At 71.9% G+C, this 17,407-nt stretch carries 14 protein-coding genes; 4 read left to right on the forward strand and 10 right to left on the reverse strand.

Annotated elements, in window-relative coordinates:
• Positions 1-197: 197 nt before the first annotated feature.
• Positions 198-1,691 (reverse strand): hypothetical protein, encoded by a 1,494-nt coding sequence (locus tag ACIG0D_RS21295; RefSeq protein WP_399803015.1) that lies wholly within the window; start codon positions 1,689-1,691, stop codon positions 198-200.
• Positions 1,692-2,147: 456 nt separating this feature from the next.
• On the opposite strand from ACIG0D_RS21295, the gene ACIG0D_RS21300 reads away from it, so the two are divergent.
• Positions 2,148-2,810: a bifunctional DNA primase/polymerase gene (locus ACIG0D_RS21300; protein ID WP_399803018.1), complete on the forward strand. Its 663-nt coding sequence runs from the start codon at positions 2,148-2,150 to the stop codon at positions 2,808-2,810.
• 151 nt (positions 2,811-2,961) lie between these two features.
• On the opposite strand, the gene ftsY is transcribed toward ACIG0D_RS21300, so the two are convergent.
• Positions 2,962-4,179 carry a signal recognition particle-docking protein FtsY gene (ftsY, locus tag ACIG0D_RS21305; RefSeq protein WP_399803021.1) on the reverse strand — a complete coding sequence of 406 codons (1,218 nt, stop codon included), beginning with the start codon at positions 4,177-4,179 and terminating at the stop codon, positions 2,962-2,964.
• Positions 4,180-4,348: 169 nt separating this feature from the next.
• Between ftsY and ACIG0D_RS21310 the strand changes: the two genes are divergently transcribed.
• A complete protein-coding gene (locus tag ACIG0D_RS21310) occupies positions 4,349-5,791 on the forward strand; it encodes a cytosine permease (RefSeq protein ID WP_399803024.1) in 1,443 nt (480 codons plus the stop codon).
• A gap of 644 nt (positions 5,792-6,435) precedes the next feature.
• On the opposite strand, the gene ACIG0D_RS21315 is transcribed toward ACIG0D_RS21310, so the two are convergent.
• From ACIG0D_RS21315 to ACIG0D_RS21330, 4 genes are all read right to left on the reverse strand, one after another.
• Positions 6,436-7,851, reverse strand: coding sequence for a sugar porter family MFS transporter (locus ACIG0D_RS21315; protein WP_399803027.1), 1,416 nt, complete (start codon positions 7,849-7,851; stop codon positions 6,436-6,438).
• 252 nt (positions 7,852-8,103) lie between these two features.
• On the reverse strand, positions 8,104-11,862 hold the full coding sequence (locus ACIG0D_RS21320) for an AAA family ATPase (RefSeq protein ID WP_399803029.1): 3,759 nt from the start codon (positions 11,860-11,862) through the stop codon (positions 8,104-8,106).
• 208 nt (positions 11,863-12,070) lie between these two features.
• Positions 12,071-12,277, reverse strand: a complete 207-nt coding sequence (locus ACIG0D_RS21325; RefSeq protein WP_399803032.1) for a hypothetical protein — start codon at positions 12,275-12,277, stop codon at positions 12,071-12,073.
• A 389-nt stretch (positions 12,278-12,666) separates the two neighbouring features.
• Complete coding sequence (locus ACIG0D_RS21330) at positions 12,667-12,948, reverse strand: acylphosphatase (protein WP_365758431.1); 282 nt, start codon at positions 12,946-12,948, stop codon at positions 12,667-12,669.
• 174 nt (positions 12,949-13,122) lie between these two features.
• On the opposite strand from ACIG0D_RS21330, the gene ACIG0D_RS21335 reads away from it, so the two are divergent.
• Positions 13,123-14,265, forward strand: coding sequence for a CAP domain-containing protein (locus tag ACIG0D_RS21335; protein ID WP_399803035.1), 1,143 nt, complete (start codon positions 13,123-13,125; stop codon positions 14,263-14,265).
• 39 nt (positions 14,266-14,304) lie between these two features.
• Here ACIG0D_RS21335 and ACIG0D_RS21340 read toward each other — a convergent pair whose 3' ends face one another.
• On the reverse strand, positions 14,305-14,889 hold the full coding sequence (locus ACIG0D_RS21340; RefSeq protein WP_399803038.1) for a flavodoxin family protein: 585 nt from the start codon (positions 14,887-14,889) through the stop codon (positions 14,305-14,307).
• A gap of 132 nt (positions 14,890-15,021) precedes the next feature.
• On the opposite strand from ACIG0D_RS21340, the gene ACIG0D_RS21345 reads away from it, so the two are divergent.
• On the forward strand, positions 15,022-15,432 hold the full coding sequence (locus ACIG0D_RS21345) for a winged helix-turn-helix transcriptional regulator (RefSeq protein ID WP_399803040.1): 411 nt from the start codon (positions 15,022-15,024) through the stop codon (positions 15,430-15,432).
• A gap of 24 nt (positions 15,433-15,456) precedes the next feature.
• On the opposite strand, the gene mutM is transcribed toward ACIG0D_RS21345, so the two are convergent.
• The 3 genes from mutM to rpmF all read right to left on the reverse strand — a co-directional run bounded on the left by mutM (position 15,457) and on the right by rpmF (position 17,406).
• On the reverse strand, positions 15,457-16,317 hold the full coding sequence (mutM, locus tag ACIG0D_RS21350) for a bifunctional DNA-formamidopyrimidine glycosylase/DNA-(apurinic or apyrimidinic site) lyase (protein WP_399803042.1): 861 nt from the start codon (positions 16,315-16,317) through the stop codon (positions 15,457-15,459).
• An 80-nt stretch (positions 16,318-16,397) separates the two neighbouring features.
• A complete protein-coding gene (gene rnc, locus ACIG0D_RS21355) occupies positions 16,398-17,213 on the reverse strand; it encodes a ribonuclease III (RefSeq protein WP_365758605.1) in 816 nt (271 codons plus the stop codon).
• A 19-nt stretch (positions 17,214-17,232) separates the two neighbouring features.
• Complete coding sequence (gene rpmF / locus ACIG0D_RS21360) at positions 17,233-17,406, reverse strand: 50S ribosomal protein L32 (RefSeq protein ID WP_003951102.1); 174 nt, start codon at positions 17,404-17,406, stop codon at positions 17,233-17,235.
• Position 17,407: the final 1 nt, after the last annotated feature.

Here is a 17,407-nt window from a genome sequence, read left to right on the forward strand (position 1 = left end):
GCGCACGATCGTTATCGTGGCGCAACCTTCCGAGAAGGGTGTCCGGGAGCGCGTGAAGGATCTCCCGTGGGCGCCGGGGGAATCTCCGGGAGGAAAGGAAACCGGCCGCGGGCGGTCCTCCGATGACCTGGCGTGGGGGGAGCCGAGTCGGGCAGTTCGGGAGGGCCGGCCGCGGCCGGGGCCGGGGGCAGCGGGGGTCAGACCGCCTCGGCGGTCTCGGGCAGCTCCGCCGCGAGCTTGTCGGTGAGGTCGACGACCTCGGCGAGGTCGCCGAAGTCGCGGGCGGCGGTGTCGACGGTCTTGCGGATCCGGGTGTTCACCCGCTCGGAGCGGATCTTCTTGGCGACGTGCATGGCCTGCCCGGCGAAGACGGCGCTCTGCTCGGGCTCGCGCTGGAGCAGGTGGACCGAGGCCATGCCGATCAGGTTGAGTGCGTACGACCGCTGGTGCTCGCTGTCCTGGGCGAACAGCTCGACGGCCCGCCGCATCATCGGCTCGGCGAGGGAGGCGTAGGTGGGGCTGCGGCCGGCGACGTAGGCGAGGTCGCGGAAGGAGTGGCTGTTCTCGGCGTACAGCTCGGCCTCGGAGAAGAAGCGGATCCAGTCGGGGTCCGGCTCGTCCCAGTCGTCGGCCTCCGCGAAGACGTCCTCGGCCATCCGCACGGCCCGTTTGGTCTTGCCGGGCTGGCCCATGTTGGCGTAGGCCCGGGCCTCCATCGCATACAGCATCGACTGGGTGCGCGGGCTCGCGCAGTCCCGGCTGCCGTACTGCGCGAGGTGGATCAGTTCGAGCGCGTCGTCGGGCCGGCCGAGGTGGATCATCTGGCGGCTCATGCTGGAGAGGATGTACGAGCCGAGGGGGCGGTCGCCGGCTTCCTTCGCGGCGTGCAGCGCGAGGACGAAGTACTTCTGCGCGGTGGGCTGGAGGCCCACGTCGTAGCTCATCCAGCCCGCCAGTTCGGCGAGTTCGGCGGCGACCTTGAAGAGCTTGCGGGTGGTGGCCTCCGGCTGGGGTTCCTGGAGCAGGTCGGTGACCTCGTGCAGCTGGCCGACGACGGCCTTGCGGCGCAGTCCGCCGCCGCACTGGGCGTCCCACTGGCGGAACATCACCGTGGTGGACTCCAGCAGGTCCAGCTCGGCCTTGGACAGCCGCCCGCGCGCGCGGCTGGTGGGCACGGCCTCCTGCGGGGCGAATCCGGCCTGGTCGGGCCGGGGCGAGGACGGGGCCGGCACGAGCCAGCGCTGCATGGGCTCGATGAGGGCCGGGCCCGCGGACAGGGCCAGCGAAGTTCCGAGGAAGCCGCGCCGCGCCAGCATCAGGTCGCTGCGCGAGAACTCGCTGAGCAGTGCCACCGCCTGCGGGCCCGTCCAGGGCATGTCGACTCCGGTCGCGGACGGGGACTGGCGGGCGGCGCGCAGGCCCAGGTCCTCGACGGAGACGACACAGCCGAACCGCTCGGAGAACAGCTCCGAGAGGATCCTGGGGATCGGCTCGCGCGGGTTCTCGCCGTCGAGCCAGCGCCGGACCCGCGAGGTGTCCGTCGAGATGTGGTTGGCGCCCAGCTGGCGTGCCCGGCGGTTGACCTGACGGGCCAGCTCGCCCTTGGACCAGCCGCTGCGCACGAACCACGAGCCCAACAGCTCATTCGGGCGCTTCTCAGCGTTCGTCCCGCTTCCGCCGTTGCCGCCCACTGGAACGCCCCCATCCCTACAGACTGCTTGCCATCGAGTGCGCCAAGCCCTATCAGAATGCCGGTCGAGCGGGCCGCCCGTCCCGGGCTTGCCACCCTTCGAACAGGAAACCGACTTGCCTCCGGCATAACCACCGGTGCATGTGCCCCACCTGCTGTGCACACACGGTAATCCTACGATCACGGGTGCAGCCACGGTGCTTACGGAATCGCCACCATTCGCCACCCCTTCGGATGAACTCACGGGCGCCTCTTCACGATTCACTTGACACATGACAGCCGGGGACGGGCGGACTGGCGCACTCGAGGGCGCGTACTGCCGGACGCACCACCCGACGTGCTTCCGGGCGCGGAGTGGATCGCGGCGCGGCGGGGCAGCCGGGTAGGCGAGGTCACGTTCCGCATCCGTGTCGATCCGTCACGTAACCACCGATGCGCCGGACCCGTTGGAGGGGGCATGGGCTTCACGATCGGCAGCAGTCGGGCCACCCGCGACTCCCGGTCCGGCTCGCGCCGCCGCGGCCGCTCGTCGGAGTGCACCGCCGTGGCCGAGTACACCGGGCTGTGGGGATGGGACGTCGTACCGGGCGCGCGTGCCGCCGCCGGACTGTGTTCCTGCGGCCGCGCCGGCTGCCCGGCGCCGGGCGCGCATCCGCTGGACTTCGCCCCCGAGGTCCCGGCCGGGGCCACGCTGGACGAGGTGTCCGACGCCTGGGCGGAGTTCCCGGGCGCGGCGGTGATGCTGCCGGTGGGGCGGACGTTCGACGTCATCGAGGTGGCCGAGCCGGCCGGGCGCCACGCGGTGGTCCGGCTGGAACGGATGGGCGTCCCGCTCGGCCCGGTGACCGCCACCCCGGACGGCCGCGCCCAGTTCTTCGTCGCCCCCGGCGCCGCCGCCGAGCTGCCCGCGCTGCTGTACCGCATGGGCTGGGACGACCCGGCGCTCGACCTGCGCGGCCTCGGCCGGGGTACGTACCTCACGGCGCCGCCGTCCGACCGGGGCGGCCTCGGTCCGGTGCGCTGGCTGCGCTCCCCCGCCCTGGACTCGGCGAGCCACCCGCCGGAGGCCCGGCTGCTGCTGGGCACGCTGGCGTACGTGGCGCACCGGTCGCGGGCGTGACGCGGGCGACGCGGGTCAGCCGGTAACGCGGGTCCGCCGGTGACGCGGGCGACACGGGTTCGCCGGCGCCGCGGCCGAACGTACGACGAAGCGCCCGTCCCCCTCTCCACGGGGGCGGGCGCTTCGGTATGCGGTGGTCCGGGGTGAGCGGTCACTCACCGATGAGCGCGTCGACGAACGCCTCCGGCTCGAACGGCGCCAGGTCGTCCGCGCCCTCGCCGAGGCCGACCAGCTTCACCGGGACGCCCAGTTCGCGCTGGACGGCGACGACGATGCCGCCCTTGGCGGTGCCGTCGAGCTTGGTGAGCACGATGCCGGTGATGTCGACGACCTCGGCGAACACCCGGGCCTGGACGAGGCCGTTCTGACCGGTGGTGGCGTCGAGGACGAGCAGCACCTCGTCGAGCGGGGCGTGCTTCTCGACGACCCGCTTGACCTTGCCCAGCTCGTCCATGAGGCCGGTCTTCGTGTGCAGGCGGCCGGCGGTGTCGATGAGGACGACGTCCGCGCCGATCTCCTTGCCCTCCTTGACCGCGTCGAAGGCGACGGAGGCCGGGTCGCCGCCCTCGGGGCCGCGCACCGTGTGGGCGCCGACGCGCTCGCCCCAGGTCTGGAGCTGGTCGGCGGCGGCGGCGCGGAAGGTGTCGGCGGCGCCGAGGACGACGCTGTTGCCGTCGGCGACCAGGACGCGGGCGAGCTTGCCGGTGGTGGTGGTCTTGCCGGTGCCGTTGACGCCGACGACCATCACGATGCCGGGCTTGCGGCCCTCGGGCTCGGTCTTCACGGTGCGGTCGAAGTCGGTGCCGACCAGGGTGAGCAGCTCCTCGCGGAGCAGGCCGCGCAGCTCCTCGGGGGTGCGGGTGCCGAGGACCTTCACGCGCTCGCGCAGCCGTTCGACCAGCTCCTGGGTGGGCTGGACGCCGACGTCGGCGGTGAGCAGGGTGTCCTCGATCTCCTCCCAGGTGTCCTCGTCCAGGTGCTCGCGCGAGAGCAGCGAGAGCAGGCCCTTGCCGAGGGCGTTCTGGGAGCGGGAGAGCCGGGCGCGCAGACGCACCAGGCGTCCGGCGGTGGGCTCCGGGATCTCGATCGGGGGAGCCTCGGTGACGGGCTCCTCGACGACGGGAGGCTCCTCGACGGCGGTCGGGGCCGAGCCGCCCGGGAGGTCCACCTCCTCGATCGTGCGGCGCGGTTCCTCCTTAGGCGTCTCGGCCTCGTCGCCGACGTGCGGCTCGGCCGGAGGGGCGGTGAGGTCGGGCGTCGTGGGGGGCGGCGGGGGCAGCTGCTTCTTGCGGCGGCTGCCGACCACGAGCCCGCCGAGCGCGCCGAGCACGACCACGGCGATGACTACAGCAAGGATGACGATGTCCATAACCCGTCCAGTATCAGCCATGGGGGTCCCCCGGACCCTGCTTGTGGCTTCCTATGAGAGACAAAGGCCACCGGTGGGTGCGAGTCGGGCCAAAGTACGATGGCCCGGGCTACGTCAACGCGCGTAGAGTCCCGATGTCCCCCGTCCCCCACCGCTAGGCATGTTCTTCATGAGCAAGACCGCCGAGACCGAAGGCGCTCTCGAAACCCGCGGCATCGAGCAGGTACCGGACCACGAGCGCACGGCGAGAACCCGTGAGCTGTTCCCGACCTGGGTCGGTGCCAACATCAGCGTGCTGCTGCTCACCATGGGCGCGAGCCTGGTGGTGGCGTACCGGCTCAACATCTGGCAGGCCCTGGTCGTCGCCGTCGTCGCGCCCGTCGTGTCGTACGGCCTCGTCGGGCTGATCGGGATCGCGGGCAAGCGGGGCGGGGCGCCGGGCATGGCGCTCTCCCGCGCGGTGTTCGGGCAGCGCGGCAATCTGCTGCCCGGCTCGCTGATCTGGGTGGCGCGCTGGGGCTGGGAGACGATCAACGCGGTGACCGGCGCGTACGCCATGCTCACCATCCTGGACATCGTCTTCGGCATCGGCGCGAACGGCGTGCTGGACATGGTGACCCTGCTGGCGTTCGTGGTCGCGACGTTCGCGATCTCCGGGCTCGGCATCGGCGCCGTGCAGAAGTGCAACAAGTCGACCTATCTCTTCGGCGCGTTCTCGGTGCTGGTGCTGGTCTATCTGGCGGTGAACACGGACTGGTCGAAGGTGCTGGACCACTCCGCGGGTTCCACGGCCGCGGTGATCACCGGTATCGGCATGATCGCGGCGGGCGGCGTCAGCTGGATCCCGTCGGCGCCGGACTTCACCCGCTATCTGCCGCGTACGGCGTCCTCGAAGGCGATCGTGGGCACGGCGCTCGGCGGCGCCGGTGTCGTGGTGCTGCCGATGGTGCTGATGGGCGCGGTGATGGCGGTGTCCACGCCGGACCTGGCCTCGGCGTCCGACCCGGTCTCCTTCCTCGGGGAGATCCTGCCGACGTGGATCGCGGTGCCGTATCTGCTGATCGCGCTGATCGGCATGCTGCTGATCAACGCGATGTCGATGTACTCGGCGGGCTTCACCGCGCAGACCCTCGGCATCAAGGTGCCCCGGCACTGGGCGGTGTCCGTCAACGCGCTGATCTCGCTGGTGTTCGGCGGCGTGCTGATGCTGGTGGCGACGAGCTTCATGGGCTCCTTCATCGCCTTCCTGTCCCTGCTGGCGGTGGCGTTCTCCGCGTGGGTCGGCGTGTTCGGCGCGGACATGCTGCGGCGTACGTCGTACGACGGCGAGGCCATGGCCGACACGACCCGCACCAGCGCCTACTGGTACCGCGGCGGCTTCTCCCCCGCCGCCGTGACCGCCTGGGCGGTCGGCCTGGTCGCGGGCCTGCTGTTCACCACGTCGGACTGGTTCACCGGCCCGCTCGCCGCGAACAACGTCATCGGGGAGTACGGCCTCGGCTGGGTCGCCACGATCGCGATCTCGGGCCTGCTGTACCTGGCCCTGCCGAAGCCGGCGGTCACCGCACCGGCGCCCGCCCCCACCGAGGAGCCCGAGCTGACGGGCGTCTGAGCCCGCACGGCCACGGGCCCCGAGGGCCCCGAGGGGCCCCACCGGCCACCGTCCCCCTCCGCCGCGTCCCCGCACCGGAGGGGGACTTTGCCTTGCGCGGCGCCGGCCGCCGGACGGCGGAGCACGGTGACGGCCCCGACGGCCGTCGGCCCGCTCCGCGCCTCACGCGCCTCCTCGCCTCCCGCGCCTCACGCGCCTCCTCGCCTCCCGCGCCTCCCGCGCCTCCCGCGCCTCCTCGCCTCCCGCGCCTCCCGCGCCTCCTCGCCTCCTCGCCTCCTCGCCTCCTCGCCTCAACGAGGACATCGCCGGGCCGGACCTGCCGGAAGACGGCCGACCGGCCGCCGTCGCCGGAATCGGCCATCGGTCGAGCGGTTGCGTCCCGAGGCCGGACGGTAGGGGGCACCCGCGCCCTTTCGTCGAGCCGCACCGCCGCCCTGACGGGTGGCTCCTCTCGGGCCGCCGCGGGACCCCGCCGCCGCGCCTCGCGGAGCGGCGTTCGTCTCCTGGCAGCACCCTGCGGGACGCGGAAAAACGTGCTGCCCCGGCTCGGTCACCGAGCCGGGGCAGCACGTTTCACGGGTGTCGAGGAGCGGGCAGCGGGGACTTGGCCCGGCTCCTCGAGTCCAGGGGGCCTCGGGGGAGGCTCAGCCCATCTCCTCCAGGCTCTTGCCCTTGGTCTCGGGCACGAACTTGAGGATGAAGGGGATGGAGAGGAAGGCGAACACCGCGTACATGACGTAGGTGAGCGACAGGTTCCACTCGGACAGGTCCGGGAAGGTGATCGTGATCACCCAGTTGGCGATCCACTGGGCCGAGGCGGCCACACCGAGCGCGGCGGCGCGGATCTTGTTCGGGAAGACCTCACCGAGCATGACCCAGACGACGACACCCCAGGACAGGGCGAAGAACAGCACGAACGCGTTGGCGGCGATCAGCGCGACGTAGCCCTGAGTGGTGGGCAGCGGGTCGTTGCCGTTCTGGTACGAGAAGGACCAGGCGGCGAGCGCCAGGGAGATGCCCATGCCGACCGAGCCGATGAGCGCGAGCGGCTTGCGCCCGAGGCGGTCGACGAAGATCATCGCGATCACGGTACCGATGATGTTGATGATCGAGGTCTCGAACGAGTAGAAGAACGAGCTCGACGGGTCGACGCCGACGGACTGCCACAGCAGGTTCGAGTAGTAGAAGATGACGTTGATGCCGACCAGCTGCTGGAAGACGGACAGGCCGATACCGATCCAGACGATCGGCAGCAGGCCGAAGCGGCCGCCGAGCAGGTCCCTGAACGTCGACTTGTGGTCGCTGCGCATCGCCTGGTCGATCTCGGCGACGCGGGCGTCCAGGTCGATGTCGCCCTCGACGTCGGCGAGCACCTTCTTGGCGTCGTCGGTGCGGCCCACGCTGATCAGGTAGCGCGGCGACTCGGGGATCGCGAAGGAGAGCAGACCGTAGATCACGGCCGGCACCAGCATCACGCCGAGCATCCACTGCCAGGCCTCCAGCCCGGCTATCTCGCCGCGCTCCTCGCCGTCGGCCATGTTGAGGATGGCCCAGTTGACGAGCTGGGAGACGGCGATGCCGATGACGATGGCGGCCTGCTGGAACGAGGCGAGCCTGCCCCGGTAGGCCGGCGGGGCGACCTCGGCGATGTAGGCCGGGCCGATCACCGAGGCCATGCCGATGGCGATACCGCCGAGGACACGCCAGGCGGCGAGGTCCCAGGCGGCGAACGGCAGACCGGAGCCCACCGCGCTCACGGCGAACAGCAGCGCCGCGATCTGCATGACGCGGATACGGCCGATGCGGTCGGCGATCCGGCCGGCGACGGCCGCGCCCACGGCGCTGCCCAGCAGGGCGCAGGCGGCGACGGTTCCGGTGGCACCGGAGCTGAGGTCGAACCGAGCCTGGATGCCGCCGTTCGCACCGTTGATGACAGAGCTGTCGTAGCCGAACAGGAAACCGCCCAGGGCGGCGGCGGCAGTGATGAAGACGACGTGCCCGAGATGTTCGGGGTGCGCCGTCTTGGCACCGGACTGGGGTGCCTGCGCTGTGCTGGTCACGTGGGTAACTCCTCGGGCCGCCGGCAACGCTGCCGGCTGGGGGCGAGCCCTTCCAGGGAGTGCGGCGTCCGGGCCGCTCACACCTGAAGGTAAAAGCAACGTTGCAGAGACTATGCCTTCAGGTTTCGAAGTCAATAGGCCAAGACCTGTGAATTTTCAGCCACGGCGTATCAGCCTTGCGTTCACTACTTGAAGAGATCTAGGGGACGGCCTGGTCACTACTGGTGTAGACCGGTGCCCCGCAGCGGGCGGTCAACGCAGCCGCTGGCTGATGACCTTCGACACACCGTCGCCCTGCATCGAGACGCCGTACAGCGCGTCGGCGACCTCCATGGTCCGCTTCTGGTGCGTGATCACGATGAGCTGCGAGGTCTCCTGCAGCTCCTGCATGATCCGGATGAGTCGCTGCAGGTTGGTGTCGTCCAGCGCGGCCTCGACCTCGTCCATGACGTAGAACGGGCTGGGCCGGGCCTTGAAGATCGACACCAGCAGGGCGACGGCCGTCAGCGACCGCTCGCCACCGGACAGCAGGGACAGCCGCTTGACCTTCTTGCCCGGCGGCCGGGCCTCGACGTCCACACCGGTGGTGAGCATGTTGTCGGGGTCGGTCAGCACGAGCCGGCCCTCACCGCCGGGGAAGAGCCTGCCGAACACGCCCTCGAACTCGCGTGCGGTGTCCCGGAAGGCCTCCGTGAAGACCTGCTCGACCCGCTCGTCGACCTCCTTCACCACCTGGAGCAGGTCCGCGCGGGTCTTCTTCAGGTCCTCCAGCTGCTCGCTGAGGAACTGGTGGCGCTCCTCCAGCGCGGCGAACTCCTCCAGCGCGAGCGGATTCACCTTCCCGAGCTGCTGGTACGCCCGTTCGGCCGCCTTCAGCCGCTTCTCCTGCTCCGCGCGGACGAACGGCCTCGGCTGGTTGCGCGGGTGCTCCGGGTCCTCCGGCAGCTCCTCGCCCTCGGCGGGCGGCGACGGCGGTACGAGCTGATGGGGGCCGTACTCGTCGACCAGTACGGCCGGCTCCACGCCCAGCTCCTCCAGCGCCTTCGTCTCCAGCTGCTCGATCCGCAGCCGCTTCTCGGCGCCCAGCACCTCGCCCCGGTGCACGGAGTCGGTGAGCTTGTCCAGCTCGGCCTTGAGGTCCCGGCCCCGGGTGCGGGCGGCGGCCAGCTCCTGCTCGCGGCGCGCCTTCGCCGCCTCCGCGGCGGAACGTTCCCGCTCCGCGCGGGCCAGGGAGACCTCGATGTGCGCCAGCAGCTGCCGGGCGCCCGAGGCGACGGCCTCGGCGACGGCCGCCTCGTGGCGCAGCCGGGCGCGGCGCTGCTCGGCCCGCGCGCGTGCCTCGCGCTCCGTCCGGGCCGCCCGGTCCAGCGCGTCGGCCCGGCCGGCCAGGCCCTTCACCCGTTCCTCGTGCGTACGGACCTGGAGACGGGCCTCCATCTCGGTCTGGCGCGCGTTGGCGCCGTCGGCGGCGAGGCGGTCGCGGACCGAGGTGTCCGGTTCCTCCTCGATCGGCATCTCCTCGGCCACGGCGAGGCGTTCGGCCAGCTCCTCGACCTCCTGGAGCGCCTTGTCCAGGGCTTCCTGCGCCCGCGTGGCGGCGGCTTCGCTGCGCTCCGCCTCTCCCGCGGCTCCCCTGGCCTGGCCGGCGAGCCGGCCCAGCTGCTGCGCCACCGCCGACTTCTCCCGGTCCGCGGTACGGCGGCGCTCTCCGAGTTCCTCGACGAGGGCGGCGGCGTCGGCGCGGTGCTGGGCTGCTTCCCGCTGGGCCTGGGTCAGCTGCTCGCAGCGGGTCTCCAGCTCCTTCAACTCGGTCGCGGCCTCGTCGACGGAGGCCTGCACCTCCAGGAGGCTGGGCGCGCCCGCGGAGCCTCCGTGCGCGAAGTGCGACCCCAGCAGGTCGCCGTCGGTGGTCACGGCGGTCAGGTGGGGGTGCGCGTAGACCACTTGCTCGGCGTCCTCGAGCGTCGGGACGACGACGATTCCGCGCAGGAGGCGGCGTACGGCGGGCATGAGGTCGGCGGGGCCGCGGACGTAGTGCTCCGCGGGGAGGGGGGTGCGCGGTGGGGTGTGGGGGGTGGGGGGTTGTTGGGCGGGTGCGGGTTCGGTGTGGCTGGTCGCGCAGTTCCCCGCGCCCCTTTCGGGGGCATGGGCGCCGTTGTCGGGTGCCGGATCGTCGTGGCTGGGCGCGCCGTTCCCCGCGCCCCTTCGGGGGGCCGGGCCGCCGTGGTGCGGTGCGGGATCGTCGTGGTTGCTCGCGCGGTTCCCCGCGCCCCCTTCGGGGGTCTTCTCCGCGGCCCCGGTGAGGAGGAGGGCGGCTCGGCCTGCCTCCTGTTTGCGGAGGAGGCGGATGGCTTCGGCTGCCGCGGAGGGGGTGGTGACGGCGATCGCGTCGGCTGCGGCGCCGAAGGCCGTGGCGAGGGCGACCTCGTGGCCGGGCGTCACCGTCAGCAGCTCCGCCGCCGGGCCGAGGACTCCGGTGAGCCTGTCCCGGGCGGCCAGCAGTGCTCCGGTGCCGTCCTTGCGCCTGAGGCCCAGGGCCAGGGTCTCGTGGCGGGCCCGGGTGGCGGCACGCTCGCGTTCGGCCGCGGTGACCGCCTCACGGGCGGCGGTCAGGGCCGTCTCCGCCTCGACCAGCGCGCGCTTGGCCGCCTCGTGCCGTTCCGCCAGCTCGGCGTCGCCCGCGTCGAGCCCGTCGACCTCGGCCTTCAGCGCCTCGTACTCCTCCTGCGCGGCGACGGCCCGCTCCTGGGCCTCGTCGCGGGCGGCGGCCAGGCGGTCGATCTCGGCCTGGGCGGCGGCGGCGCGGGAGCGGGCCGCGTTGACCTGGCCGTTCAGGCGGGCCAGGCCCTCGCGGCGGTCGGCGATGGCGCGGGCGGCGTCCTTCAAGCGACGTTCCTCGGCGGCCAGCTCGCGCTCCAGTTCCGCGCGGTGGGCGACGGTGTCCTCCAGGGCCCGCTGTGCCGCTTCGAGGGCCGCTTCCAGCTCGGCCTCCTGTTCGCGGACGCGGGCGGCCTCGCGCTCCAGGTCCTCGGGGTCCCGGCCGCGCCGTTCGTCGACCGGTGCGGAGGTGGCGCTCTTGACCCGTGCCTCGGCCAGCGAGATCGTGCCTCGCACCCGCTCGGCGAGCTGGGACAGCTCGTACCAGGTCTGCTGGGCACGCTGGAGGCGCGGGGTGAGCCGGCGGACCTCGTCCTCCAGCAGCGCCTCCTGCCGGAGCGCCCTGCGCAGCTCCTCCTCGGCGGCCTCCTTTCGCTCCTTCAGCGCGGCCTCGTCGGCGATCTCGGCCTGGAGGGCTTCCCGGAGCCGTACGAGGTCGTCGGCGAGCAGGCGCAGGCGGGCGTCGCGCAGGTCGGCCTGGATGACGGCGGCCCTGCGCGCCACCGCGGCCTGGCGGCCGAGCGGCTTGAGCTGGCGGCGCAGCTCGTCGGTGAGGTCCTGCACGCGCGCGAGGTTGGCCTGCATCGCGTCCAGTTTCCTGAGGGCCTTCTCCTTGCGCTTGCGGTGCTTGAGGACGCCGGCCGCCTCCTCGATGAAGGCGCGGCGGCCCATGGGGTCGGCGTGCAGCACGGAGTCGAGCTGGCCCTGGCCGACGATGACGTGCATCTCGCGGCCGATGCCGGAGTCGGAGAGGAGTTCCTGGATGTCGAGGAGGCGGCAGGTGTCGCCGTTGATCTGGTACTCGCTGCCGCCGTTGCGGAACATGATCCGCGTGATGGTGACCTCGGCGTACTCGATGGGCAGGGCCCCGTCGGAGTTGTCGATGGTCAGGGACACCTCGGCGCGGCCCAGCGGCGGGCGGCCGGTGGTGCCGGCGAAGATGACGTCCTCCATCTTGCCGCCGCGCAGCGACTTGGCGCCCTGCTCGCCCATGACCCAGCTGAGCGCGTCCACGACGTTGGACTTGCCCGAGCCGTTCGGGCCGACGACGCACGTGATGCCCGGCTCGAAGCGGAGCGTGGTCGCCGAGGCGAACGACTTGAAGCCACGGAGGGTCAGGGCCTTGAGGTGCACGCCGCTGGACTTTACCCGCCGGGGTTTGTCTCACTCCATGAACGCGCGGTTTCGCCGATGAACGCGCAGGGCAGACCAAACGTTAAAGACACTGAAAGGGTGTGCGGGGGCAAGAAAGAAGGGACGCCGAAGCGTCCCTTGCAACTTCTGACACTGCGCGGTTGATAAGAGCAGCCCAACCACTGCGTGCCGTTGTGCGATGCAGTGATCAGGTGAGCGCAGGCTCCGCCTGGTGTGCGTCGACGCGCTCGATGACCCTGTCGTGGTGAGAAGCGGCAGCCGTCAGCGCCTCGTTCTCGGCCTGGATCCGTACGAGCTCGGATTCCAGGTCCTGGACGCGCTGCTGGAGCCGTCGCATCTCGGCGAGGAGTCGAGGGTCGGAGCCGCCGACGTAACCGAGAAGCGCCTTTGCCATGATGGATGGTCCTCCACACTGAGTGACCGACCGATGCGGTGTGGGTCGTGAGGGATTCGCACCCGCGGTGCTTGGCAATGGAGTTCTTGCTGCCGTTCATCCATGCCAAACAGCTAGGTGCGCGGGGTGCTTTCAGCGTCTCACCAAAAAGTTTGACGGTCAACACGATCACGCCCCGTATTGACGGGCTACCCGGGTGCGCGCGGCCGTGAAACGGCGGCGCCGCGACTTCTTCGGGGCCTCGGGGCGTGGCGATCATCCTTGCGTGCGGAGCCTGCCATCGCAAGCCCCTCTCGGCAATCACCAGCACCTTTTCCCTCCGGGCAGCTGCCACGGGCATGTCCCGGCGCCCGGCGCGGGCCGCCCGACGGTGTCCCGGCGGTGCGGGATCAGCGGATGGCGAAGCCGTCGTAGCCGCCGCGAGGTGTGTCCCAGATCTCGGTGACGCCGTCCACGCGCCCGGGCGTGTCGTCACCCTGGAGCCAGTCCAGCAGGCCCTGGCAGCCCTCGCGCGGCCCCTCCGCGACCACCTGGACCCGGCCGTCGGCCAAATTGAGAGCAAAACCACTCAGGCCGCCGATCTCCAGCGCCTTGGCCCGCGTGAACCAGCGGAAACCCACTCCCTGGACATGTCCTCGGACCCAGGCGACCAGTCGTACATCCTCGCTCATGGGTGCAACCTAACCGGGCAATGTCACGCGGGACACTTCTCCCCCTCGCGCCATGCGGTACCGTCCAGCCCCAAACGCATCTCATATGAAAGTCACCCGATCAGGTGACTTTTGGTTGACCGCCGGGACGAGTCGACCACCAGGACGAGCACCAGGGACGAGGAAGGCCAGGACATGGGACGCCACCGACGCTCCGCCGCCGGCCGCGCCGCCACGGGCCGCGCCACGGGGGTCACGCCGGCACAGGGCTCCGACGCGGCGGGCCGGGACCCGCGGCACGCGCAGCCGGACCGGCCGCCGGAGCCGGGCATCGCGCCCTATCTGAACCCCGAGGCCTACGCCCACGTGCAGGCCCGCAGCGACGCGTACCTCTTCGGGGCGGACGAGGAGCGGGACGCCGCGGCCGACACCGCGGTCCTCCCCACCGCCGACGCCTCCGCCGGTGCCGCCGCCTCCGGCTCCGGCTCCGGTGACGGAACCCGGAGCGGGCGCTCGCACCGCCGCCGGAAGAAGGCCGTGACCCCGGTACGCACCGGACTGCTCGGGGTTTCCGCCGCGGTGGCCATCGGCGCGGTCGCGGTCGCCACCGGCGTCCTGCCCGGCGGGGACACCTACCGGCTCGGCGGCGGCAGCGGCGACCGGGTGGAGGCCACCGAGGGCGGCGCCGCCAACACCGAGGGCCCGCTGGGCGGCACCTCCCGCAGGGTCGAGAGCCCGGCCGGCGACGGCGCCGCGACGAGCCCCGGCAGCGGGCGCTCCGCCTCCCCCTCGGCGTCCTCCGCCTCCCCGTCGGCGTCACCGACCACCGAGAAGCCGTCCGCGAAACCGTCCGAGAAGCCCTCGGCCACGCCGTCGAAGAAGCCGAAGCCCACCCCGACGCCGTCGCGTACGCCGACCAGGACGCCGCCGAGGACGACCGCCCCGGTGACGGTCTCCGCGGAGGCCGCCGCCGAGGCGGAGGTGCTGAAGCTGGTCAACGAGGAGCGGGCGAAGGCGGGTTGCAGCCCGGTCGCCGCGAACAGCGCGCTCGCCGAGCTGGCCCGGGACTTCAGCGAGGACATGGCCGCGCGGGACTTCTTCGACCACACCGACCCCAGCGGGGCGACCCCCTGGGACCGGGCGGAGAAGGCCGGCATCACCGACCTGGGCGGCGAGAACATAGCCCGCGGCCAGGCCGACGCCGCCGCCGTCATGGAGGCCTGGATGAACAGCCCCGGCCACCGCGCCAACATACTGAACTGCGAGTTCACGACCCTGGGCGTCGGCGTCCACTTCGGTCCGGGCGGGCCGTGGTGGACCCAGGACTTCGGCTACTGAGACGCCCGCGGAGCCCCGGCGGCGGGCCCCGCCGGCCGGTCAGGCCGCCGCGAGGCCCCTCAGGAAGACGCGGGCGGTCTCGGTGACACGGCGGCCCAGGTGCTCGGCGGTCGCCACGTCGGCCTTGTGGACGCCGTCCGGGCCCTCGTCGATGTTGGTCTGGGAGGCCGCGCCCGAGAAGAAGCCGAGGCGGTTGAGGTCGTTCTCGGAACCGGCGGTGTTGTTCCAGCCCGGGTGCAGGCCGAGGTTGACCCAGTGCATGCCGTGCTGCGCGGCGAGGGTCTGGAAGAACTGCAGGGTGTGCAGCTTGTCGCCGCTCTTGGAGCCGGAGTTGGTGAAGCCGGCGGCAAGCTTGTCCTTCCAGTCCTGACCGAACCAGCGCTTGGAGCTGGCCTCGGCGAAGACGTGGAAGGCGCCCGAGGCGGTGCCCATGTAGGTCGGGGAACCGAAGACGATCACGTCCGAGCGGTCGAGGACGGTCCACTGCTCCTCGGTGATCTCGTCCACCTTGATCAGATGCACCTCGGCACCGGCCTCGGTGGCCCCGGCACGGACGGCCTCGGCGAGGACGGTGGTATGGCCGTAGCCCGAGTGGTAGGCGACGGAGACGACGGGGGTGGTCACGGGGGCACTCCTTAAGGGAAGCAGGCAGAGGCCGCCGGGCAGCGCGGGCTGACGGCGACGCCAACGAGAAAAGCACTAACTTTTCGAAAGCGCAACCCCTAGGTTTGCGCTGCAATCCCCTAAGCTTGAGGTATGACGACCACCCGGGAAACCCAGGAGCGCCTGCCGGAGCAGGACCTCCCGTACAACGTGTTCTCCAAGGCCTGCCCCTCGCGCGGCACGCTGGAGCACGTCACGGGCCGCTGGGGCGCACTCACCCTCGGGGCCCTGTACGAGGGGTCGTTCCGGTTCAACGAGCTGCGCCGCCGGGTCGACGGCGTCAGCGAGAAGATGCTGTCCCAGACGCTGCACGCGCTGGAGCGCGACGGCCTGGTGCACCGCGAGGCCCAGCCGACCAACCCCCCGCGGGTGGACTACGAACTGACCCCCCTTGGCCGCGGCGTCGCCGAACGCCTGATCGGCCTCATCCACTTCGTGGAGGGCCGCATGGACGACGTCCTCGCCGCCCGGGAGCGCTACGACGCGACCCGCGCGCCCCGCTGAACCGCGCTGCCGCCGCGCCGACCGCTACGCCGAGATCCGCGGCGGGCGCTGGCAGCGCGGGCAGTAGTAGCTGGAGCGGTTCATCCACGGCCGGCGGCGCATCGGCGTGCCGCACCGCTTGCAGGGCAGCCCCTCACGGCCGTACGCGTCGAGCGAGCGGTCGAAGTAGCCGGACTCGCCGTTGACGTTGACGTAGAGGCTGTCGAAGCTGGTGCCGCCGACCGCCAGCGCCGCGTTCATCACGTCCCGGACGTGGCCGAGCAGCTCCCGGGTGCGGGGGCGGGTGAAGGTCGAGGTCGGGCGGTCGTAGTGCAGGCGGGAGCGCCACAGCGCCTCGTCCGCGTAGATGTTGCCGACGCCGCTGATCAGCGACTGGTCGAGCAGGGCCCGCTTGATGGTGGTCCGCTTGCGGCGCAGCGCCTGGTGGAAGGCCTCGTCGTCGAAGAGCGGGTCGAGGGGGTCGCGGGCGATGTGCGCGATGACGTCGGGCAGGCCCTCGGGGGTGGTGTCGTGCAGCGAAAGGCCGCCGAAGGTGCGCTGGTCGACGAAGCGCAGCTCGGTGCCCAGCTCGTCGGCGAACCGCACCCGGATGCGCAGGTGCTTCTCGTCGGGCGCCTCGTGCGGCTGGACCAGCAGCTGACCGCTCATCCCGAGGTGGGCGAGGACCGCCTGCTCGGTGTCCTCCAGCGGCAGCCACAGATACTTCCCGCGGCGGCTGGGCGTCCCGATCCGGTGCCCCTTCAGCCGCTGCGCGAAGTCCTCGCCGCCCGCCCCGTGCCGGCGTACGGCACGCGGGTGGAGCACCTCGGCACCGGCGACGGTCCGGTGGGCGACCCACCGCTCCAGCCCACGCCGGACGACCTCGACCTCGGGCAACTCGGGCATCGGGACTCCCGTGGGAAAACCGGTGGATGAACAGAGCGCCCGCCCCGGGGCCACCGGGGCAGGCGCTCGATCGCGTGCTGTCAGGCGGTCGCCGACGAGGTGTCGGCGCTGCCCTCCTCGGCCGGAGCGGCATCGACGGCGGTCGCCGCCGCGGCTGCCGCCGCCTTGGCGCGCTCGTCCGCGGCGGCGCGGATGGCCCGCCAGGCGGATTCCGCGGCCTGCTGCTCGGCCTCCTTCTTGCTGCGGCCGGTGCCGGTGCCGTACGAGACGCCTCCGACGCGGGCGGCAGCAGTGAAGGTCTTCTCGTGGTCGGGGCCGGTCTCCGTGACCAGGTACTCGGGCACGCCGAGGCCTTCGGTCGCGGTCAGCTCCTGGAGGGACGTCTTCCAGTCCAGGCCGGCGCCCAGGTTGGAGGACTTCTCGATCAGCGGGTCGAACAGACGGTGCACCAGCTCCGCCGCCGAGTCCAGGCCCTGGTCGAGATAGACCGCGCCGATCACCGCTTCGAGGGTGTCGGCGAGGATGGACGCCTTGTCCCGGCCGCCCGTGCCCTCTTCACCCCGGCCGAGCCGGATGAAGGAGCCGAGGTCCAGCGTCCGCCCCACCTCCGCCAGCGCGCGCGAGTTGACCACCGCGGCCCGCAGCTTGGCCAGCTGGCCTTCGGGCAGGTCGGGGTGGGTGCGGTACAGCGTGTCCGTGACGACGAGGCCGAGGACGGAGTCCCCCAGGAACTCCAGCCGCTCGTTCGTCGGCAGACCGCCGTTCTCGTACGCGTAGGAACGGTGGGTCAGCGCTCGCACCAGAAGGGCGGACTCGACCTTGTAGCCGAGCCGCCCTTCCAGAAGCGTGTGGGACGAGGCCTGGTTGTCCGCAGAGTTTTTCTTCGGCGTGGACACAGTGCCTCTCACCAGCCGCTCAGACCTCGAGGACCTGGCGCTTGTTGTAGGTGCCGCACGACGGGCACGCGATGTGCTGCTGCTTGGGCTCGTGGCAGCGCTCGCACGCAACCAGGGTGGGGACCGCAGCCTTCCACTGCGACCGGCGGTGGCGCGTGTTGCTGCGCGACATCTTCCGCTTCGGAACAGCCACG

Source organism: Streptomyces sp. NPDC052773, from assembly GCF_044547145.1.
GTDB lineage: Bacteria > Actinomycetota > Actinomycetes > Streptomycetales > Streptomycetaceae > Streptomyces.